At 44.0% G+C, this 21272-nt stretch carries 16 protein-coding genes; 9 read left to right on the forward strand and 7 right to left on the reverse strand.

Annotated features, from left to right (window positions below; genetic code table 11):
* Positions 1-101 precede the first annotated feature (101 nt).
* Positions 102-1394 (reverse strand): ATP-binding protein, encoded by a 1293-nt coding sequence (locus QUB26_RS27450; RefSeq protein ID WP_333320525.1) that lies wholly within the window; start codon positions 1392-1394, stop codon positions 102-104.
* A gap of 189 nt (positions 1395-1583) precedes the next feature.
* Positions 1584-3902, reverse strand: a complete 2319-nt coding sequence (locus tag QUB26_RS27455; RefSeq protein WP_333320527.1) for a tetratricopeptide repeat protein — start codon at positions 3900-3902, stop codon at positions 1584-1586.
* Between the two features lie 160 nt (positions 3903-4062).
* Between QUB26_RS27455 and QUB26_RS27460 the strand changes: the two genes are divergently transcribed.
* The 3 genes from QUB26_RS27460 (at position 4063) to QUB26_RS27470 (ending at position 11666) form a co-directional block, all read left to right on the forward strand.
* Positions 4063-6609: a glycosyltransferase gene (locus tag QUB26_RS27460; protein WP_333320529.1), complete on the forward strand. Its 2547-nt coding sequence runs from the start codon at positions 4063-4065 to the stop codon at positions 6607-6609.
* Positions 6610-6757: 148 nt separating this feature from the next.
* Positions 6758-10264 (forward strand): glycosyltransferase, encoded by a 3507-nt coding sequence (locus QUB26_RS27465; RefSeq protein WP_333320531.1) that lies wholly within the window; start codon positions 6758-6760, stop codon positions 10262-10264.
* A gap of 73 nt (positions 10265-10337) precedes the next feature.
* The gene (locus tag QUB26_RS27470) at positions 10338-11666 is read left to right on the forward strand and encodes a GH39 family glycosyl hydrolase (protein WP_333320533.1); all 1329 of its coding nucleotides are present in this window, start codon (positions 10338-10340) and stop codon (positions 11664-11666) included.
* Between the two features lie 334 nt (positions 11667-12000).
* Here QUB26_RS27470 and QUB26_RS27475 read toward each other — a convergent pair whose 3' ends face one another.
* Both QUB26_RS27475 and QUB26_RS27480 read right to left on the reverse strand, forming a co-directional pair.
* Positions 12001-12300: a contact-dependent growth inhibition system immunity protein gene (locus QUB26_RS27475; protein ID WP_333245287.1), complete on the reverse strand. Its 300-nt coding sequence runs from the start codon at positions 12298-12300 to the stop codon at positions 12001-12003.
* Positions 12297-12836: an RNase A-like domain-containing protein gene (locus tag QUB26_RS27480; RefSeq protein ID WP_333320535.1), complete on the reverse strand. Its 540-nt coding sequence runs from the start codon at positions 12834-12836 to the stop codon at positions 12297-12299. Before QUB26_RS27480 ends, QUB26_RS27475 begins: the two co-directional genes overlap by 4 nt.
* A 318-nt stretch (positions 12837-13154) precedes the next feature.
* On the opposite strand from QUB26_RS27480, the gene rfbF reads away from it, so the two are divergent.
* The 3 genes from rfbF (at position 13155) to QUB26_RS27495 (ending at position 15991) form a co-directional block, all read left to right on the forward strand.
* Positions 13155-13931: a glucose-1-phosphate cytidylyltransferase gene (gene rfbF / locus QUB26_RS27485; protein WP_333320537.1), complete on the forward strand. Its 777-nt coding sequence runs from the start codon at positions 13155-13157 to the stop codon at positions 13929-13931.
* A 179-nt stretch (positions 13932-14110) separates the two neighbouring features.
* A complete protein-coding gene (locus QUB26_RS27490) occupies positions 14111-15175 on the forward strand; it encodes an acyl-CoA dehydrogenase family protein (protein ID WP_333320539.1) in 1065 nt (354 codons plus the stop codon).
* Between the two features lie 84 nt (positions 15176-15259).
* Positions 15260-15991 carry a cyclase family protein gene (locus tag QUB26_RS27495; protein ID WP_333320541.1) on the forward strand — a complete coding sequence of 244 codons (732 nt, stop codon included), beginning with the start codon at positions 15260-15262 and terminating at the stop codon, positions 15989-15991.
* 349 nt (positions 15992-16340) lie between these two features.
* Here QUB26_RS27495 and QUB26_RS27500 read toward each other — a convergent pair whose 3' ends face one another.
* Positions 16341-17540 carry an ISAs1 family transposase gene (locus QUB26_RS27500; protein WP_333320543.1) on the reverse strand — a complete coding sequence of 400 codons (1200 nt, stop codon included), beginning with the start codon at positions 17538-17540 and terminating at the stop codon, positions 16341-16343.
* Between the two features lie 180 nt (positions 17541-17720).
* On the opposite strand from QUB26_RS27500, the gene QUB26_RS27505 reads away from it, so the two are divergent.
* Positions 17721-18467 (forward strand): DUF1995 family protein, encoded by a 747-nt coding sequence (locus QUB26_RS27505; protein ID WP_333245272.1) that lies wholly within the window; start codon positions 17721-17723, stop codon positions 18465-18467.
* 329 nt (positions 18468-18796) lie between these two features.
* Positions 18797-19567, forward strand: coding sequence for a metallophosphoesterase family protein (locus QUB26_RS27510; protein WP_333245269.1), 771 nt, complete (start codon positions 18797-18799; stop codon positions 19565-19567).
* 316 nt (positions 19568-19883) lie between these two features.
* Here QUB26_RS27510 and QUB26_RS27515 read toward each other — a convergent pair whose 3' ends face one another.
* Positions 19884-20735 (reverse strand): M48 family metallopeptidase, encoded by an 852-nt coding sequence (locus QUB26_RS27515; RefSeq protein ID WP_333245266.1) that lies wholly within the window; start codon positions 20733-20735, stop codon positions 19884-19886.
* 89 nt (positions 20736-20824) lie between these two features.
* Positions 20825-21010: a hypothetical protein gene (locus QUB26_RS27520; protein WP_333245263.1), complete on the reverse strand. Its 186-nt coding sequence runs from the start codon at positions 21008-21010 to the stop codon at positions 20825-20827.
* Between the two features lie 59 nt (positions 21011-21069).
* On the opposite strand from QUB26_RS27520, the gene QUB26_RS27525 reads away from it, so the two are divergent.
* Positions 21070-21272: helix-turn-helix domain-containing protein (locus QUB26_RS27525; protein ID WP_333320545.1), on the forward strand; the 203-nt coding region annotated here is incomplete at its 3' end.

Raw genomic sequence — 21272 nt, forward strand, 5'->3', positions numbered from 1 at the left:
GAAAAATCTTCTCTTTATCCCTTGGGCAAGTCTATTGCAACTAGATTAACTGCTACCCCTACTTATTGAGCCGATACCATTTTGCCGAAATTATGCCTCAATTAAGCGAGAGTAAAGTAAAAAATTGAACCTTGCTCCGGTTCCGATTCCACCCAGATAGATCCGCCGTGAAGTTCCACAATTTTTTGACAAATTGCTAAACCAATACCAGTCCCAGAATATTCTCTTTGAGTATGCAAGCGCTGAAAAATTTGAAAGATACGTGTTTGATGCTGTGGAGCAATCCCAATTCCATTATCTGAGACAGAAATTAACCAGTTTTCCTCCTGTTTGCAAGCGGTAATATGAACCACAGGCGTTGCATCGTGGCGATATTTAATCGCATTGCTGACTAAATTTTGAAATAGTTGTACGAGTTGAGAAATATCCCCCATTACCGCGGGTAATTCGCTGTAGGTGACAACGGCTTTAGTCTCGCGGATCGCCCCTTGCAGGTTCGCGAGTGCTTGCTCGACTGCATGATTGCAATCTGTCAGTTGAAAAGGTTTCCGACTCCTGCCAACGCGGGAATATTCGAGTAAATCGTCAATTAAAGTTTGCATTCTGGTGCAGCCCTGAACGATATTGCCGATAAACTTACTACCTTGGCTGTCGAGTTGGTCTTTGTAGCGTTTTTCTAAAAGTTGAGAGTAACTAGCAATGGTTGCTAAAGGCGCTTGCAAGTCATGAGAAGCCACATAAGCAAATTGTTCTAGTTCCGCATTTGAACGCGCCAATTCTTGGTTAGATTTTAATAGAGCCGATTCGGCGCGCTGGCGGTGGGATATCTCTTGCTGGAGTACCAAATTTTGCTCTTGCAGAGCTTTTTCAACGGCGCGACGGGTGCTGATTTCTTGTTGCAAAATTTGGTTTTTCTCCTGAAGAGTTTTTTCCACTGCTAAGCGGCTCGTAATTTCTTCTTGCAGCAGCATATTTTGTTCTTTTAGCTGCTTTTGTAAATTCCGCAGGCTGAGGTGACTTTCGATGCGGGCGAGCACTTCTTCAAACTGAAATGGCTTGCTGATATAGTCAACTGCTCCCACAGCAAATGCGTTTACTTTGTCGAACACTTCATCTTTAGCGCTGATAAAAATTACCGGGATTTCGCGAGTTTTAGGTTCTAATTTCAAGTGCTGACAAACTTCGTAGCCGTTCATTTCCGGCATCATTATATCGAGCAAAATCAAATCTGGTGGATTAGAATTGCAGGCTCTCAAAGCCATTTTTCCGTTAATTACGCAGCGGGGGGTGTACCCCCTCTGAGTCAACATCGTAGACAACAGACGCAGGTTTTCTGCTGTATCGTCTACTACTAAAATGTTTCCTAACGGCGTCCCTGGTTGGTGATTATTCATTGATTATTTCCCAGTTCCTGTTTTCTTCACAAAAGATGTTTGCAGCTATCTATTTTATTTAGGAGTTACTTACGAAAAACACCCGGCTTCTAGTAGGAATATGAGAAAAAAAACGAGAAATCAGCTCATAAACCGGGTGTTTAGCCGTTTGTACACAAGCAAGCCCTGTTATTATTCGTTTACAAACCCTCAAATCCCCAGCAGCAGAGTCAGAGCATTATTGCCCCAAGTCAATCCTTTGTCTAACACTTTAAATCCCGCGACTTTGCACATAGCTTCTAAAGCAGTAGCTGTAGGTAGCCACCAGCACGCCGCAAAATTGTTTATGTCAAAAACGGCTTTTTCAGTTATCCCTATAAGTGCGTTGTTGTTGATGTATGTCCGCCAATAAGCTGTTAAAATAGCTCGTTCGGCGTCGTCCAAAGCGGGAATAAACATTACTCCAGAAGCGGGAATTTGATAGCGTCCCAACTCATTTTCTATCACTTCTTGGGTAATAGCTGAAGTGAAAACTAAATGCTCGCGAGTTATCTGACGCAAAGCAACTAAAATCTGCAACGGATGGGGGTGATGGTACAAAACTCCTGCACAGTGAACTACATCGTAAGGCTCGCCAATGTCTGCAAGCTGAATCTGAGTGATATCTTGATTGATACAGTGATAATTAGCAATATTTAAACTTGTCATGCGATCGCTAAAATCTTGCCACCACTGGAGGGATGCCGGCATGGCATCAATCATTGTCAGAGAAACTGCACCGTATTTGCTAGCTACAGATACTTTTTCGCTGACAGTTCCCCACAAGCCGCCGACTTCTGCAAAAGTCTTGCCTTTGACTACTCTGGCAATGTAGCGATCGCGAATATCCTTAGCCTCTAACTCTAATAATAGAGTAGATTCCCCTGTTTGACGCTGTTTTTCTAAAATATCCTCTAATTTTTGGGATATTTCTGGATCTTTGGGTCTAATTTCTAATGCCATCAAGTACAACATTATGGCTTCGTTAAGCCGATCGCTCTCAGCAAACTTTTGGGCGATTTCGCAGTAAAATTCAGGAGCGTGCAGCGGCTCCATTTGGTGGTGATAGTAGCTAGTTGCTACATCTGAATCTACCGGAGTTCTTTTAGTTAGAGCCTCACCTAATTTTATGTAAATTTTCGGGAGGGACGGCTCGATTTGAAGCGCACAAAGGTAGGCAGCAACAGCATCGTTCCATGCGTGACTTCCACTCAAAGCATCGCCTAAATTGTAATAAGACCAAGAAATAGTGGGATTAAGTTCAATAGCACGTTGGTAAGCGGTAGCTGCGGCTTTCCACTGTTGGGTTTTTAACAGCGCTGCTCCTAAATTGTGGTAAGTCCAAGAGAATTCTGGATTGAGTGCGATCGCCCGCCGATAAGCGAGTGTTGCGGCTTCAAACTTTTGAAGTTTAACTAAAGTCAAAGCTAAGTTATAATGAGACCAAAATAAATCCGCATTTAGTGCGATCGCCTGTTCGTATGCAGCCTCAGCTTCCGACAATTTTTCTAGTTTAACAAGAGCATCTCCTAACTGGTGAAAAGCTGCAAAAAAATTCGGATCTAATTCAGTAGCGCGCTGGTAAGCTGCGGCGGATTCCGACCATTCTTCTAATCGATCGCAAGCTGCACCGATGCTGTAGTAAGACCAAGAATAATCCGGGTTAATTTCCACCGCCGTGCGGTAGGCGATCGCAGCTTCTTGCCATTTTTCTAACTTGAGCAGCACGCTGCCTAAGTTGTAGTATGAGAAAAAAGAATTGGGATTTAAATCAATACTTTTTCGGTAGGCTGCCTCCGCTTCGCGCCAGAGTTCCTTAGCTTGCAAAACATTGCCTAATTTGTAATGAAAATCAGAAATCTCCGGCTGGAGTTGAATAGCTTTGCGGTAGTTAACAATAGCTTCGTCCCACTGCTTTAGCTCGCTAGCAGCTTCTGCTAATTGGCAGTAAGCTTCGCAAAAGCTGGGGTTTAAATAAATCGTGCGGTGGTAACAAGTCAGCGCTTTTTCTGGCTTGTTTTGCGCCAACAAAGTATTACCTAAATCGAGATATTCTTCTGCTATCTCTATCGGTTCCACCATGAGTGCTTGATACCAACAATCTGCTGCTTCTTCAGCTTGACCGACTTGGGTAAATATCCGGCTCAAATTACGGTAAAATCCTGCAAAGTTTGGTTGCAGGGAGATGGCTTTTTGGTAACAGGCGATCGCCTCTTGCCACTGTTCCCAAGTAGCACAGAGAGTGCCTAGGTTAGCAAAAGCTTCGGCAAAATCGGGTTGCAGGGCGATCGCAACTTTATACCAATACCTTGCGTCTTCTAGTTTACCCTGAGCTTGCAGCGCCTTTCCCAAGGTCTTGCAAGTCTCTGCTGAATTGGGTTCAGATGCCAAAATTTGTTGGCAAAGTGCGATCGCCCGATCGAAGTTCCCTGTAGCCAAATAAATTTCTGCCTGCTGCTGGAAATTCACTTGCACTGTTTCTGAATTCATTTTTTATTTTCCTTTTGAGTTGTCATTCCATGTAAAATTATATGCTACACTTTGCCAAAATTCAAGTTTGTGTAAGTAGATCAACCGAACACAGAATAATGATGAAAATCCGCCAAATTAATATAAACTAGATAATCATAGGTTAACAGCGAGCTAAATAATGTCAACAGCTACTCAAACACCGCAAGTAAGCGTAATTATACCTGTATATAATGGATCTCGCTACATCGTACAAGCCGTGGAAAGCGCCCTAGGTCAAACTTTTACTAATTTGGAGATTATAGTTGTAGATGACGGTTCGACAGATAGCACGCAGCAAGTATTGCAGCCTTATTGTGACAGAATTCGCTACATATACCAGGAAAATCAAGGAGTAGCAGCAGCCAGAAATATTGCTTGCCAACTAGCGCAAGGCGAGTTTTTAGCCTTTCTCGATGCCGATGACTATTTCCTACCATCCAAGCTAGAGAAACAACTAGCTTGCTTTGACGCTAACCCCACCTTAGATATGGTGCAAACAGGTTGGGTAATCGTCGATGAAACCGGGCGAGAGATTTCTGCTGTCAAGCCTTGGCAACAAGCGTCTAAATTAAATTTAGAAAGCTTTATTCTATATAAATGCGTGCGACCCAGTGCGATGATGCTGCGCCGAAACTGGTGGGAAAAATTGGCCGGTTTCGATTCTCAGTTGCCACTAGCAGAAGATTTAGACTTTGCCTTGCGTTTAGCTTTAAAAGGGTGCAAAGCAGTTTGGTTAGAAGAAACACTTACCTGTTATCGCCAGCACAATTCTAATCTCATGTCAATCGGTTTTCGCGTAATGAAGAATATAGAAATTGTGATGAAAAAATTCTTCGCTCGACCCGATTTGCCCCAGTCAATCCGGCAGTTAAAAAACCAAGAACGCTATCAATGCTTAAAGTGGCTGGCATGGCGGATGTATCGCGACGGCCATCTAGCAGAGATGGCACAGTGTTTAGAAGAGTCATTGCAATATACACCTTTTTCGCCCACACAAACAGTCTTGAATTGGCTGGAAAGTTTTCAGATGGCTTCTGAAGAATATGGTGAAAATTTTGACGCTTATTCGCTGAGTAAGTTAGCCCAATGGCAAGAAACAATTCAGATGGTGATGACTAATCCACCCCAATCTCAACAGAGTTCTATTCCCACACCTTCAAAAGCGCAAGCCCACATTCTACTCTACAACACGGACGATCCGGGCGTGGGAGGATTAGCGCAGTACAATCATGCCATTCTCTGTAAGTTAGCCTTGTTAGGCTATCGAGTCACCTGCGTGCAAACCAAACATTCTAGCCCCTTGCTTGAGCGAGAACGAGAGTTAGGTATAGAACACTTGTGGCTGGATTTTAGCGGGCATAAAGATTTACAGCGGGTGTTAAGAAATACTCAGGATGCACGAGAGCTTTTTGCTAGCAATCAACCGGATATGATTATTTTTAGCGATGGTTGGCCATTTTCCAATTTTGCAGCTAAACAGGTAGTGATGCAAATGGGAATACCATACATGATGGTGATTGGGTTAGTTATGCCAGAACACGCCACTTTTGCCTGCGGAGATGTAGTGCCTTATGTAGAAGGAGTGCTCTACCACTGCCTGCAAGCTAGAGCCTTGATTGTTGGCGCTTACGAACATTTGAATTTATTGTGCCAACATTTCAAGTTGCCAAAAGAGCGAGGACAAGTGATTTACTTGGGGCGTTCTTCTAAATATTTTGCACATCCTAATGCTGCAGCTCGTCAACGCCTGCGGCAAGAAATAGGAATTCCTGAAGATGCGATTGTCTGTTTCACATCTGCTCGATTGGCATCGATTAAAGGGCATCAATATCAGATTGAAGCAATCAAGCAGTTGCAGCAGTCTCCTGTGTGGTCTAAACTGTATTTTGTGTGGGCAGGAACGGGTGAGGGAAGCGCTGATAATGTAGAAATAGAATTGAGGGAAACTATTAAAGAGTTAGGCGTGAGCGATCGCGTGAAGGCGATCGGACAGCGCTGGGATATACTCGATTGGCTGGATGCTAGCGACATATTCATTTTGACTTCTGTGGCAGATGCAGCGCCTTCTCTTGCAGTTATGGAAGCGATGGCTAAGGGATTGCCGATAGTTGCAACGGCTGTGGGCGGCATTCCTGAAGGGCTTGGCGATACTGGGAAATTGTTGCCCGATCCGAATACCGATCCAGAGGGAACCGCGAGGGAATTGGCGGAAACTGTAGAAGCTTGGGCGATGAATCCAGAATTGCGACATCAAATCGGTCAAGCTTGCAAGCAGCGGGCCGAGAAAGTGTTTAAAGAGGAACGGATGTTGGCAGAGTCGATGGAGGCGATCGAAAAAGCTTTACTTTGCGATGCTCGTCAAACAGATCCATTTGTTACTAAAAACAAGGTGCAGAGGTCAATGGCGAAGATAGAAAACCGGGTGTACTACAGCTCTTTAGTGTGGAATGCTTGGCAGGCTTACTGTCAAGAAGATCTACGCGGAATGCAGAATTTGCTTCAAAAATCTTTGAATTACACACCTTTTTTGACTACAGAAACGTTATTAAACTGGGTAGAATATTTTGGCAATTTTTCGTCAGCGAAAGGGCATAATTTAGATACATATTCTCTAATCAATTCAGCAGAATGGCAACAATTAGTCGAGAAGTTACAAGGTATTGAATCTGTATTTTATGGACGTTAAAATACCAGATTTACCTTTCAAAGTTGGATTGCTGTCAGCAGTATAATTGCTTCTTCCTTCTTCCTTCTTCCTTCTCCCTTCTGCCTGACCTCCCTTACATCCGTTTCAGAATCCGTTGCCGAACCCTTCCTTATCACCGATAAAATTCATGTCAATAGCAAATCCGACACCGCGAGTAAGTGTAATTATTCCAGCATATAATGGATATCGCTACATCGCGCAAGCGGTAGAAAGCGTCATCAGCCAAACGTATAAAAACTGGGAAATTATCGTCGTAGACGACGGCTCAACCGACGAAACCCGCCAAGCATTGCAGCCTTATGTTGAAAAAATTCGCTATGTTTATCAGGAAAACCAAGGAGTAGCTGCCGCCCGCAACCGAGGAATTCAGGAATGCCGAGGTGAATTAATTGCTTTTTTAGATCAAGATGATTTTTTCTTGTCCGATAAGTTGGCTGGGCAAGTTGCGTTATTTGACGCTCAGCCATCACTAGGAATTGTTAATAGTGGCTGGCGAATTGTTAAAGAGCAAGGCGAAAGTATTTGCGATATAAAACCCTGGGAATACTTTCCTCAGCTCGACTTAAAAACCTGGATTGTTTATATGCCCCTACTTCCCAGCGCCATGATGTTTTCGCGGGCGTGGCTGGAACGAGTCGGTGGCTTTGATTCTCAGTATGATTCAGTAGATGATGCCGACTTAATTGTGCGTTTATCACTATCTGGGTGCGAAGCTGTTTGGTTGCCTCAAGTGACAGTATGCTACCGCCAGCACGGGCAAAATGTGTCCATCCAGAGAGCGATAAAACAGGCAAACCTTTGTATTAAATTAAAGCAAAATTTCTTCAGTAGAGCCGACTTACCAGAGGACATCCGCCAATTAGAAAAGCTGGCTTTTTATGAGGCTATGACATGGATGGCGTGGCAACTTTACTACAGCGGCTATCCGGCAGAAATGACTGAGTATTTGCAAAATTCTTTGGATTATACCCCGTACTCCCTGATAGCAACTATAGCAGATTGGGTAAAGCGCATCACCGGAATTGCTAAGACCTACGGCTGCAAAATCGATGCCATTGCTCTCGGAGAATTACCAGAATGGAAACAGTTAATAGCTAGTGTCATCACTCCCAAAAAAGTACGCGTGAGTGTCATTATCCCGACTTATAACTGCGAGCGCTACATTCTCAAAGCCGTAGAGAGCGTTCTCAGTCAGAGTTATGAAAACTGGGAAATTATCGTCGTAGATGACGGCTCAACTGACAACACTCGCCAATTTTTAGCACCTTACCTCGATTTAATTCAATACATCTATCAAGATAACCAAGGAGCAGCAATTGCTCGAAATCATGCTTGTAAGTTAGCACAAGGGGAATTTTTAGCTTTTCTAGATGCTGACGACTTCTTCTTGCCAGAAAAACTAGAAAAACAAGTAGCTTGCTTTGACGCTGACCCCACATTAGATATGGTGCAAACAGGTTGGGTTATCGTTGGAAAAAACGACGACGGCATCTATGGAGTCACGCCTTGGGAAGAAGAACCAAAATTAGATTTAGAAGCCTTTGTTTTCTACAAATCAGTGCGCCCCAGCGCCATGATGCTGCGGCGAGAGTGGTGGGAACGCTTGGGGGGTTTCGATCATCGCTTGCCGCCAACCGAAGATTTAGATTTTGTGCTACGTTTAGGTTTAAAAGGCTGCAAGTCAGTTTGGTTAAAAGAGATATTAACCTGCTATCGTCAGCATGACGACAATCTGATGTCCAACGGCTCCAAATTAATGAAAAATATGGAAATTTTGATGGATAATTTTTTCGCACGGCCAGATTTACCTCAGCACATTCACGACTTAAAGCCCGCGGAACGTTACAAGTCTTTCGTATGGATAGCATCACGGATGTACTGCAACGGATATTTGCCAGAAATGGTCGAAAGTCTGGAAAAATCTTTGTATTACACTCGTTTGACAGGCACTGAAACTGTTTTTAATTGGCTGGAAACTTTTAAGGGGGTTTCGGAACAGTACGGCTACAACTTTGATGCCTATGCCTTAACCAATTTACAGGAATGGCAAGACATAGTGGCGATCGCAGCTAACAATTCTTATCAGTTTAAACCCGATCCCAGTTCAACTTCTCGGCAGCCAAGACAGCACGTACTCCTGTACACAGAAGACTCAGGAGTCGGCGGATTGGCTCAGTTCAACCACTCGCTGATGTGTAAATTAGCGGCGGATGGCTACCGAGTAACCAGCGTTCAAAGTCAAGCTTCTAATCCTTTAATTACCGAACAAAAACAGCTAGGTATCGAACATATTTGGCTAGAGTTCGACACGATGAAAGAGTTTTTGCGAATAGCTTACAATTTGGATGATGCTCAAAAGATTTACGCCCAAGCTAGACCGGATTTAATTATATTTAGTGACGGCTGGCCGATGGCTAACTTTGCAGCTAAACAAGTTGCGATCGAGCAAAATATACCGTACATCATCAGTCTGGGTTATATCAATCGCAATTATGAAACCTTCGATCGCGGCGATCAAATCCCCTATTTCGATGCAGTTGCCTACCAGTACATTGTAGCCAAAGCAGCAGTAGCAGTTTCCCACGAGAATTTAAACTTGTTCCAAAGTCTATTTAAAGCGCGTCTAGAACGGGGAAAAGTAATCTATTATGGCAGACCAAATAGTTATTTTGAGTCACCGAATCTTTCCACTCGCCAACGCCTGCGTCAAGAACAAGGAATCCCTGAAAATGCTGTCGTTTGTTTTACGGCGGCGAGATTGACTCCAATTAAAGGATATCAGTATCAATTGCAGGCGATCGCCCAATTGAAAAATCGTCCAATTTGGCCCCAAATTTACTTTGTGTGGGCCGGGCCGGGGTCTACTACTCACGACAATCTGGAACCTGAACTAAGAGCAACTGTGAGCAAATTGGGAGTAGAAGAACAGGTTAAATTCTTAGGACAGCGCTGGGATATTGCCGATTGGCTCGACGCCAGCGACATCTTTATTTTATCTTCCCAAGCAGAAGGAATGCCGCTAGCAATTATGGAAGCAATGGCGAAAGGATTGCCCGTAATTGCCACAGCAGTCAGCGGGATTCCTGAAGAATTGGGAGATACGGGAAAGTTGCTCCCCGATCCTACAATCGACCCAGAAGGAACAGTAAAAGAGTTGGTAGAAACTGTGGAAATATGGGCGGAAAATCCCGAATCGCGCAGACTTGCAGGACAAGCGTGCAAAGCGCGAGCCCAAGAACTATTCAAAGAAGAACGGATGCTTCGGGAATATGGAGAAATAATTGAACAGGCATTTGTAAGCGACGATGAGAGCGACAGTTTCTCTATTAGTCCGAAACTCAAAAAGCAGGTACAGCAAGTGGATAGCTTGCTGAAATACTATTATTTAGTGTGGAAAGCTTGGGAGGCTTACGATCGGGGAGATATGTCCGAGATGGCTAGTAAGTTGCAATCGGCTTGGGCCTGCACGCCTTATTTTACCACAGAAACTATCTTTGATTGGGTGAAAAATTTTGGTATTTTTGCTGTGGAAAAAGGAGTTAATTTCGATACCAACGAGCTAATCAACTCCCGGTCGTGGCAAGAAGTGATAGAATCAATACAGGGTTTTGAAGTGTTGTCATCCGTTCGTTAAAACTGAGCTATTGCAGTATTCTTAGGAACGGGCTCTCCGGCCCATTCCACAAAACATCAACCAAAGAAAAGATATGCAATTTACATTCAAGTTCCCACGGATTAATAAACTGCTGCCAATTTGTTTAGCTATTGTCACTGTTTTGTTAATAGCCTATTTGGGACAGCCAAGAGCGATCGCCCAACTGCGATCGAACGTCACAGTAGATTTTGGACAGCCAGCCACCGGTACAATTTCCATGAGCGGCATCCTGCACGGAATTGACACCGCAAAACCGCCGGATAGCTCGATCAAACCCTTGCAGCCCAAACTTTGGCGGGCGGGGAGACTCGATATTTACGATCGAGTAATCGCCAGCGGAGCCGAGTTTCAGTTAGTAGTCAGCGACTTGTGGGGCTACGGTAGCAATCCCAATGGCTGGCCCTATCAAAACTACCCCGCGTGGGAAGCATTCGTGCGGCAATTAGCCCAGCAAAATAAAGGCAAAAAAATTATTTGGGATGTATGGAATGAGCCAGATTGGAAAGATCCATTTTGGAACGGAAGCAGAGAACAATTCTTTGAAACTTACAAAAGAGCTTACAAAATTTTGCGGGAAGAATTGGGGCCGTCAGCAATGATTGGCGGGCCCAGCCTCGGCCGCTACAGCAAAGAATATCTCGCCGCTTTTTTGGATTACTGCAAGGCTAACAAACTTGAAGTTAATTTCCTCTCGTGGCACGAACTTAACGACACGATGATCTTATTTGTTGACGATCACGTAATTGAGGCTAAACGCAATTTTCAGCAAAGTCCCTCTTACAAGGAACTGAAATTGCAAAAAATTTACGTCAACGAAATTGTCGGCAACTTAGCGCAGTACCAGCCGGGGGAAATCTTAGGTTATTTGTATAACTTAGAGTATGCAAAAGCTGACGGTGCTTGCAGAGCTTGTTGGGATACTAAAGGGCCAAATAAAGTTAGCAATTGCTTTAACAATACGCTGAGTGGGATGGTCACGCCTAATACTTTTGAGCCAAGAGCAGCTTGGTGGGCTTACAAAGCTTATGCTGACGGAGTTAATTCGCGGGTGCGGAGTTGGTCAAATAACAATCGCCTTGTCGCTTTAGCCAGCAAGTCCAATCCTGAAGGTAAAGCACAGATACTTTTAGGTTATTTCGACCCCAATTTTTCCTCAGCAACAACGGTAACATTAACCATCGGCAATTTGGAGCAGCTAGGTATTCAAAGAGGTCAGAAAATCACTCTAAAATTAGAAAAGATTCCCAACAATCAAGAAGGAGCCGTGCCACAGCTTGTCACAGTTAAAGAAGAAAGTTTTTCGGTTGGTAGCGGCAGCTTGGCTTATGTTATCCCTAATTTCAACGTCCACGAAGGCTACTTATTGACGGTTAGCAAGTGAGCTAGCAATCCTATTAGATTGTGAACAAATTGTAGGGACACGGCACTGCCTTTCGTCGTGTCAACTTAACGTTAAACCGATAGTCCGACAGGGGTTGAAACCCCTGCCTCAAAGCTGAAGTCCTCTAAAAGAGGACTAATGAATTATTCAGTCCTCTTTTAGAGGACTTTGACTATTAGACAGGGAATTCATTCCCTGGCGGACTGGCGGGTAGGCGCGAGGACTAGCGGACGAAAAGCTTAATTTGACACGCATTGGGCACTGCCGTGTCCTTACAAATATATAGACAAATTGTGGGACAGGGCACTGCCGCGTCCTTACAAATATATAAAGTTTAGCTAGGATTATTCAAAGATTTTTGCACCGATTGCAACCATTCTCTGACTGTTTGATTTTCGGATTGTGGATCGTAGTTACACCCTAATTCATCGAGGATAAATGCTTCTAAATCGGCGGGGGCGATCGGCATTTCGAGCAGTTTGCTGAGCTCTTGCGATGCAGCTTCAACACTTGCGGGCGGTTCGCTGCTGCGGTAGTTGTTCACTACATCGCTGGGAGTGTCAGCTTCTAACGGCCAGTCTTGGTGAAAGTAGGAACTGAAAAATTGGGTTAAATGAGGAAATTGATTTATCATTGGGGATAGGCTGTGAGAATAAAGTATCCGGGAGGTAATTTGGCGCTGCGCTGGAGGACGATTCTCAGGCGAGATGTTGAAGTTGCTTTGGATGCGCGGCGACGCAGAGTAATGCCAATTATTCTGTTGGCATTGTAGTCGATCATATAACGATTACCTCGACTTTTCACCCAGGAGTCGATCGCACTTTGATTTCTGTTCATTGCTTCTGCAATAGCCGCTTCGGCGACGGAACGATCGATAAAAGAAGATGCAGCAGAAATTCTCGTTTCGCTTGCGAGTCGCTGTGCTAGTTGTGCTTCTGTTTTACCAACGTGTCTCTCTAAAGTGTGTCCTCCTGCTGATTCGTGAAATTCTAATCCCCCGCCCGGTATGTTGGGTACAAAAGCTATGGTGGTTTGTGGTATCGTTGAGCCTTCCGGTGCAACAACCGTGGCGTAAACACCAGGTATAGCCGATTGGAATAATATAATTATGGAGGCGATCGCACAGAGGATACCTAAAAACTTTTTTAGTCGATCGAGTTGATTTTTCATTTCTGTTGAATCTCTTTCTTATATTTAGTATAGGTATTTGCTGCTCTTTTGTCTATTTCTTAATCGACTCTTAGTAACTTAGAAATTGCGCTGTATTCAAATATACTGTCCGCAGTACCCACCTTACTGTTAGTTAGAAATTGCGCGCAGCATTCAAATACACGGTGCGGTCGCGCGCGCCCTGCAATTATTTATAATAGTTCGTGATTTCTGTGGTTTACAAAGCTTCACTCAGTATGACAAAAAGTTAATAATTATTTGACTCAATCACTGATGATTGATGATAAATTAATTTATCATCTTTAAAAAATTGAAAAAATGCAAGTAGTTATCCTAGCCGGCGGTCTCGGTACTCGTCTCAGAGAAGAAACAGAATTTCGTCCCAAACCCTTAGTTGAGGTAGGGGGGCATCCAATTATTTGGCACATCATGAAAATCTATGCACACTACGGTTTCCAAAACTTTATTGTGTGCTTGGGCTATCGCGGCAACATGATTAAAGAATATTTCCTCAATTATGAAGCCATGAACAATGACTTTACTATCTGTCTGGGACGCCAACATACCATCACTTATCACGAGGAACATCTGGAACAAGATTTTCAGGTGACACTAGCTGAAACTGGCGCGGCAAGCATGACAGGAGGCCGGGTAAAACGGATCGAAAAATATATCGATCGCGAGAATTTCATGGTGACATACGGCGACGGAGTAGCTGATGTCAATATTGAGGCTTTAGTCGATTTCCACAAATCTCATGGTAAGCTGGCAACTGTCACCACATTTCGTCCGATTTCTCGCTTTGGAATTTTGGATGTAGACAGCGATAGCCGCGTAGTACAATTTACTGAGAAACCTCAAATCGACGGCTGGATTAGTGTTGGATATATGATATTTAACCGCCGGGTATTTGAGTATTTGGGGGGAGATGATTGTATTTTAGAACAGGATCCGATGCAGCGTTTAGCTGCAGACGGACAGTTGATGGCTTACCGTCATGATGGCTTCTTCTTTGCGATGGATACTTATCGAGAATACAAGTATTTAAACGAACTTTGGGATGAAGGCAAGGCTCCTTGGAAAGTGTGGAAATAAATTAGTTTTGGGTATTATCAGTAAGCCTTTTATGAACGGGAAAGATGCCCGTCCCACAAAAAATTTACTGTTTGTGGAACAGGCATCTTGCCTGTTATTGAGAAGGGTACACAATGTGAGGAAATAAGTAGCGACACGGCACTGCCATCCCTACCTCTGCTATAAAATAATTATAAAAAATGAATTTTCAAGATATTCTCAACAGCACAGAAAGTTACCTGCAAAAGTGCGTTTCACCCCACGCGGAAATTATCGACAGCGACTCGGAAGCGCTAAAAACGGCAGTGGCGGAATTGGAAGATCGATCGCTCTTAGCGTTGCGAATTCCCCAAAAATGGGGCGGCGCTGAAATTGCACCGGAGATTTTTTACCAATATCAAGAATTGACGGCTCGATATTCCGGCGCTTTGTCTTTCCTGCAAACTCAGCACCACAGCGCCACTGCGATGCTTGCCAACAGCGACAATGAAATGCTAAAAAGCAGATACTTGCCCGCGATCGCCCAAAAAGAGTTACGCTTGGGTATTGGGTTTTCGCATTTAAGGCGATCGGGCAATCCGGCTGTCACCGCAACTCCCACAAAAGCGGGCTATTTACTGTCAGGAAAAGTTCCTTGGGTAACAGGTTTTCGCTTGTTTCAAAAGTTTATTGTAGCGGCGGTACTTCCTGACGAACGCGCTGTTTTCGGTTTAGTGCCTTTTGCCAATATTGAAGGCGAATATGGTAAAATAGCTTGTAGCGAAATCATGCAATTAATCGCCATGAACTCGACTAATACTGTGACAGCCACTCTCGATAATTGGTTGCTGCATGAATCGGAAATAATTTCAATTAAACCTGTCGGCTGGATTTCGGAAAACGACAGCAAAAATATACTGAATTTTGTTCCGGCTACTTTTGGCTGTATTCGAGCAGGATTGGATGTAATTGCAGCCGCCGGGGCTGCTAAGAATTCACCTTTTATAACGGCGGCTTGCCAAAAACTAGAGCAAAAGCTCGATCGGCTAAAAGAGAATTTCCAACAATCTCAACATAGCTCGAAAGCAGAACAATTAGCGCTGCGAGCTCAAGCCATTGATTTAGCGGTGCGTTGCGGGCACGCTGCGGTTGCAGTTTCTAGCGGTGGTGCTAACGGTGCGGTACACCCGGCGGGGAGAGTTTATCGAGAAGCTTTGGTGTATACTGTTTCCGGGCAAACCAAGGATGTGATGCAAGCAACGCTCGATCGACTAAGCGAATTTTAGATTTTAGATTTTAGATTTTAGATTTAGAGCGCAGAAAATAAAAAAATCAACTGTGTTTAATAAATAATATATCTATTTTACCTGATGACAAACAACTTCAACTCACATAACTTAAAAACGATCGCCTATAGCACAATTGTAGACTTAACCCATGCAATTCACCCAAATATTCCCATTTGGCCAGGAGATCCAGCGACAGAAATTGCCCCAGTATCTCAAATAGAAACAGACGGGTATTTCCTGCGAAAATTCTCAATGGGAGAACACAGCGGCACTCACATCAACGCACCCAACAGCTTTTATGGAGGAGGCGCCAGCATTGATAGTTATTCCCCGCAGTCGCTAGTTTCCCCCGCAATTACGATCGACATCCGCGAGCAAAGTCTTGCCAATCCCGACTACACTTTAACAATTGATGATATATTGACTTGGGAACGGCAGCACAAACTTATAGAACCGGGAAATCTAGTTTTATTGTATACTGGCTGGCAAGAAAAATGGGATGACGAGCGAGCATTTTTTAACCGAGACGAGCGCGGAATTTGCCACTTTCCCGGATTTGGCAAAGCAGCCACTCAATTTTTGCTAGATGAACGCTCGATCGCCGGAGTTGGAACCGACACTCACGGAGTAGATACCGGGCGAGATGAAAGTTTTGCGGTTAACAAATTGGTATTGGAAAAACAACGAATAGTGCTGGAAAATCTAGCAAATCTCGACTTGTTACCTGCGGCTGAAATCACTTTAGTTATCGGAATATTGCGCCTTTTGGGAGGTTCCGGTTCGCCCGTGTCGGTGTTAGCTTTTGTTGCTTGAGGCGGTAAAACTTACATCTTGCACCATGCTCAAGAACGGGCAAGATGCCCGTTCCACAAAGAGTGTATTTTATTGTGGAACAGGCATCTTGCCTGTTCCTAAACGGAAAGCCCGATGCCCTTTCCACAAAAAGTGATTTTTATTGTGGAACAGGCATCTTGCCCAGGGTAAACGCATCTAAATTAAGTTGACAGAAAATCATATTTGTGCATGAGTTATTTTCTGAGAAAACCATTCTTAAAACTCTTAAATCTGATGCAATTAACCCAGTTAAAATCGAGCTTTAAGAACTTCTGAATTCTCAAAGCTGAATCAATTTAGATCGGGAATCCGTTTTAGTTTTCGAGCGTTAGCTGGCAGAGTCTAAAATTTGAACTAAATAATTATTATCCATTCCCGCCAAATACCGCTTCATTTTTAAACTTCCTTTAAATCCTTTTTCCTGTTTCAGTAAATTGACAGCTAAACGACGTAGAAGAGCAAAATTTTCAGGAGAATTATCTTTACGAATACGACTTTTGTCTTCAGAAAAAGTAACATCCAATGTCCAATGTAAGCTATTTTCAATACCCCAATGACTGCGAATTGCTTGAGAAATCTTCTCGGCATTACTGGCTAAACTACTCAAATAAAAGCGAACTTCTGTGGTTGTTTTATTCCACAAACGTCTTTCACTTACGATCATCACAACCGTTTTTAATCCAGCCCATAATGATTGATTATGAAGAGATGGAAGCTCTGAGACTGCCACCGTCCAAATTTGTCTTTTTTCAACTCGATGATGCCCGGCTTCTATTTGTTGATAATAGCTATACTCTCTGCCAGCAAACTCTTCTTTTCGAGCTAATTCAAACCAGTTTTTTACGTCTGTATGAAGAAGTTTTTGATTTCCCTTTAGCGCTAAAAGATAATCTCCTTTCTTCTTAATTATGAGCGCTGCTATTTCTTTCTGACATCCCAGAGCATCGATGGTTATTATGCTTTTTTCAATTTCTAGCAGCTCTAACAAAGCCGGAATCGCTGTCACTTCGTTGGATTTCTTATTGACTTTTTTTTGGCCTAAAACTAATTGATGGGACGACGACCATGCACTGACTATATGTAAAGGTTTTTGGCTGTGATTCCGGTCATAAGATTGTTTCATTGTTTTGCCATCAATGGCTATGACTTCTAGCTCCAATTTTTTTGTAATTGAATTTACCCAACTCAAAAAACACTCTTGAAACTGCTTCGTTTCAATTCGAGCAAATACTCGACTAAATGTATCATGAGAAGGAATTCCATTCGGCAGTTCTAGAAAACCTTTTAGCCATTCATATTTAGCTTTTCCATAGAGTTCTATTGCTACCCATCCATCCGCACCGCTGATGACAGCTAGAATGGCAATGGCTACAATATCTATTAGTAAATGCTCTTTACTTCTTTCTATTCTTGGATCGGTCAAGGTCTCAAAATGGTTTAAAAAACTAACGTTCAATAAGTCTGTCGGATTCGATACACCTATTGTTTTTTGTTGGGAAGTTAAAGTCGAAGTAAACCCTTTCGCCATCGATCGCACCTATGAATTACGCACTTGATTTAGCTAAATACTTCATCTTATCATGTTTTAGGTTGAAATTAAGATGCGTTTACCCTGGCATCTTGCCTGTTCCTAAACAGGTAATTGAAAATGGTGCAATATCTCAGGTAAAATTAGATTGAGAGAAGTCGAGTAAAAACAATTAAATTAATGACAGAACTGCCCAAGGATCTCAACGAGGCGATCGCCCAATCCCGCATTGCCACCGCCGCTGCCCTCTCGGACGGCAAAACTCTACTGCAAGTCGAATTAGTATTTCCAGAAATCGCCCTGCAAGCACAGTCTATCACCCTACAATTTCTCCCAGAATTTGAGGAAATATACCCCGGAGTAAAAGTCTTTTTTCCCGACACCGGTGCTGCTGCCCTCGCGCGCCGCGACTGGGGAGAAACACCGTTTAAAGTCACTGATTTGGGTAGTAGTCGCACCCCTGTTGAAGATAAAATATCACCGGAAGATCAACTTTTCATTTTGATCAATCCAGCAGCCGTAGAAGTTGCCCAAGTCGAAAAAATTTATATAGCTGCGGCCGGTCGCCCCGTAATTCTACTCAACCCGCGTCTGGAAGATGTTGCCACCATAGGTATAGGCTATGCGGGCCGCCAATTGCGCGATCGATTCCTCAGCAAAATTGAATCCTGCTACTATATCAGACCCCTAGACACTGCTGCTTTATTCCGCTGCTACCCCCAATCGTGGCAAGTCTGGCTGGAAACAAACGACGAATACAAACTAATTTCTGAAACCGCCCAAAAACCTGTCGGAGACGATTTAGAGCGGATTTTAGCCGGTTCTCTCCCAAGCGCCGATCCTGATTCCACCGCACCTGCCAAACCCTTAAAAAAGAAAGGTTTTTTGGCAGAACTCCAGACATTCCTCAAAGCTTTGACTCAGTGACAATCGTTAAGGCTCGATCGTATTTTACGGTGTGTCAGCTAGGATTATTTTCGACTTAATCCGTCGGCTAATCGCTGATGCACCCTAAAGCGTGAAATAACTCAAAGCTTTGCCTCAGTAACAGCAGTTGCAGAAGCAGAATTAGCAGCTTGCCTGTGTTTCTACCAGTAGCTAAGCAAACAGATACTGGTGAGCTTTACAGAATCTTTATAAAAAGCACTATAATGGGTGACACCCCTCCACCGTAAAAGAGGGGAGGCAAATAACAGCAAAATCAGATGCTATAAGCTAGAGATGGGGCTTTTGAGTCAGGGAAGCGGATAAACACAATGGAGCATCGGCGCATTGTTATCGGGGACGTACACGGGCATTACGACGGGTTAATGACCCTGCTAGAGGCACTTGCCCCCGGCTTGGACGATCGCGTCTATTTTTTGGGAGACTTAATCGATCGTGGCCCCAAAAGCGCTCAGGTATTAGATTTTGTGCAGCAAAGCCCCTACCACACTCTGTTGGGCAACCACGAACAACTGATGCTGGAGGCTTTGTCGGGAACGCCGATGGATATGCGAGCGTGGCAATCTTGGCTATACAGTGGTGGCGATGCGACAGTAGCGAGCTACAGAGATACAGGGATGATGCCGTATAAACACTTAGAGTGGCTGCGATCGCTCCCCACGCACCTGGACTTAGGGGACATCTGGCTGGTTCACGCCGGCGTTGACCCCCATCTGTCGATCGATGAACAATCGATCGAACAACTGTGTTGGATTCGCAGGGAATTTCACACCATGTCGAAACCCTATTTTCCCAATAAATTAATTATCACCGGTCACACGATCACCTTTACCTTTCATGGCGTCAGACCGGGCGAATTAGTCAGGGGCGAAGGGTGGTTGGATATTGACACGGGTGCTTATCATCCCAAAAGCGGCTGGCTGACAGGATTTGACCTCAGCTACCGCAGAGTTTATCAAGTAAATGTATTTAACAATCAAGTCCGAATTTTGCCCTTTGACGAAGTTGTCCGGCAATTGAAGCCGCAGCCGATTCCACCCCCCCAAGCTGCGATCGATTCTATTGTTCAACAGCAGTGTTAAATCAATTTGTAGTTTTAGGGTATGTCAGTTTAAGTTCGATCAATTAAATCGAAATTAACCTGCTTCTGACGTACCCTAGTAATATGATGTCCGGTGGAGGAACCGCGATTTTTGTAGGGGCGGGTTCACCAACAATACGTGCCAATAATTGACAATCTCAAAAACCCGCCCCGACCGGGCTATTATGGTTAATCCATGGGACATGATATAACTGGATTTATTTTTTAACGAACCGCGAAGGCGCGAAGAGCGCGAAGTAAGAAAAGAGAAGAAAAGAGAAGAGAAAACAATAGAGCCCCTGACAGATTTAGAATTACTACGAACCTAAAAGCCTGCGGATTTCTAGCCTGTAATCCTCATTATTCAAACCTTCACCGCTAGCAAGATCCGGATCTATAGCCTGTGAAATAGCAGCAATACGATCGCCAGTTGCCGGGTGAGTGCTCAAAATGCTAGGAGGAGAAGGCTTGTTGAGCAACTTTTTCATAAAATCAACCATCCCAGATTGAGCGTAGCCCGCTCGCCCCATAGTTTGCAATCCCAACTGATCGGCTTCATACTCAGCTTGGCGACTGTGGGGACGGCGCAAAGCCAATTCCACCCCAATCTGAACCGCCTGAGATCGATCGAGCCCAGTGGCGGAAGCTACGCCTGAAGCGATGGCCATTTGACGCATTTGTTGAATCGCGTGGCGAGCATTAATGTGAGCGATTTCGTGGGCGATCACACTTGCCAATTCTGCCTCATTGTCCGCCGCTGTCATCAAGCCTTTATTCACATAAACAAAACCGCCCATAGTTGCAAAAGCATTAATCGCGTCGTCGTCAATCACTTGAAAAGTATAAGGAATATTGGGGCGAGTGCTTTCTTGAGCGAGTCGTTGACCGATACGGTTAATATATTCTGTAGTGTCCCGATCGCGGTCAATCTTAAACTGGCTCCTGGTTAACTGCTGATTAATTTGTCGGCCAATAGTCACCTCTTGGCGATCGGACATATTCGACAATTGAATAACTTGAATGCCCCGAAAAATTAGTTCAGGCAAAGAAAATGCTTGAGTCGGTTCCGGGGAAACCACCCAGATACCTGCAGCCACCATCAGGGACAGAAACAGATAAATCCCCCGGCCACAAGTACGCCGGCAAGTCAACCAAAAATTTTTTAACATGAGTGATACGTGCCAGAAGTTAGATAAAATTGTAGGAAAAACTCGAAAAGTCACTAAATAGGCAGACGTAATTTGAGGCTGCTTAGTTGCTATTCTAGCTTTTTGTCAATTTTTAACGGCGCCACCAGCTTCTGGGCGATCGACCTGTCGGCCAACCAACCGCCGTCAACTGCCTTATGCTTTAACTCCTCGCTCCTGTTGTCCCCCGCTATAACTGTACCCAGTGCGAGCGGCGGGATGAAAGGCAGGGAGATTATAGGTACGGAAATCTCCAAATCTTTATCGATGTCGCTGTTTTACTGGAATGTGTATAATACAGTAAGGAGGTCATGAGATGCTGCATACTGCCATCAAGGTTCGACTTTATCCCACATTAGAGCAACAAGCCATACTGTCTGGGCACTTTGGCTGTGCCAGATGGTGGTGGAACTATGGTCTAAATAAGTCAATTGAGACTTACAAAGAAACGGGTAAAAGCCTTGGTCAGTCAGCACTCAATGCCTTTTTACCAAAACTCAAGAAAGCCGAAGAAACACT

Source organism: Microcoleus sp. B4-C1, from assembly GCF_036705285.1.
GTDB lineage: Bacteria > Cyanobacteriota > Cyanobacteriia > Cyanobacteriales > Microcoleaceae > Microcoleus.

Coding starts and splice junctions, on each gene's coding strand:
- QUB26_RS27450 (WP_333320525.1), bottom strand. CDS start 1,394: ATGAATAATCACCAACCAGGGACGCCGTTAGGAAACATTTTAGTAGTA.
- QUB26_RS27455 (WP_333320527.1), bottom strand. CDS start 3,902: ATGAATTCAGAAACAGTGCAAGTGAATTTCCAGCAGCAGGCAGAAATT.
- QUB26_RS27460 (WP_333320529.1), top strand. CDS start 4,063: ATGTCAACAGCTACTCAAACACCGCAAGTAAGCGTAATTATACCTGTA.
- QUB26_RS27465 (WP_333320531.1), top strand. CDS start 6,758: ATGTCAATAGCAAATCCGACACCGCGAGTAAGTGTAATTATTCCAGCA.
- QUB26_RS27470 (WP_333320533.1), top strand. CDS start 10,338: ATGCAATTTACATTCAAGTTCCCACGGATTAATAAACTGCTGCCAATT.
- QUB26_RS27475 (WP_333245287.1), bottom strand. CDS start 12,300: ATGATAAATCAATTTCCTCATTTAACCCAATTTTTCAGTTCCTACTTT.
- QUB26_RS27480 (WP_333320535.1), bottom strand. CDS start 12,836: ATGAAAAATCAACTCGATCGACTAAAAAAGTTTTTAGGTATCCTCTGT.
- rfbF (WP_333320537.1), top strand. CDS start 13,155: ATGCAAGTAGTTATCCTAGCCGGCGGTCTCGGTACTCGTCTCAGAGAA.
- QUB26_RS27490 (WP_333320539.1), top strand. CDS start 14,111: ATGAATTTTCAAGATATTCTCAACAGCACAGAAAGTTACCTGCAAAAG.
- QUB26_RS27495 (WP_333320541.1), top strand. CDS start 15,260: ATGACAAACAACTTCAACTCACATAACTTAAAAACGATCGCCTATAGC.
- QUB26_RS27500 (WP_333320543.1), bottom strand. CDS start 17,540: ATGGCGAAAGGGTTTACTTCGACTTTAACTTCCCAACAAAAAACAATA.
- QUB26_RS27505 (WP_333245272.1), top strand. CDS start 17,721: ATGACAGAACTGCCCAAGGATCTCAACGAGGCGATCGCCCAATCCCGC.
- QUB26_RS27510 (WP_333245269.1), top strand. CDS start 18,797: ATGGAGCATCGGCGCATTGTTATCGGGGACGTACACGGGCATTACGAC.
- QUB26_RS27515 (WP_333245266.1), bottom strand. CDS start 20,735: ATGTTAAAAAATTTTTGGTTGACTTGCCGGCGTACTTGTGGCCGGGGG.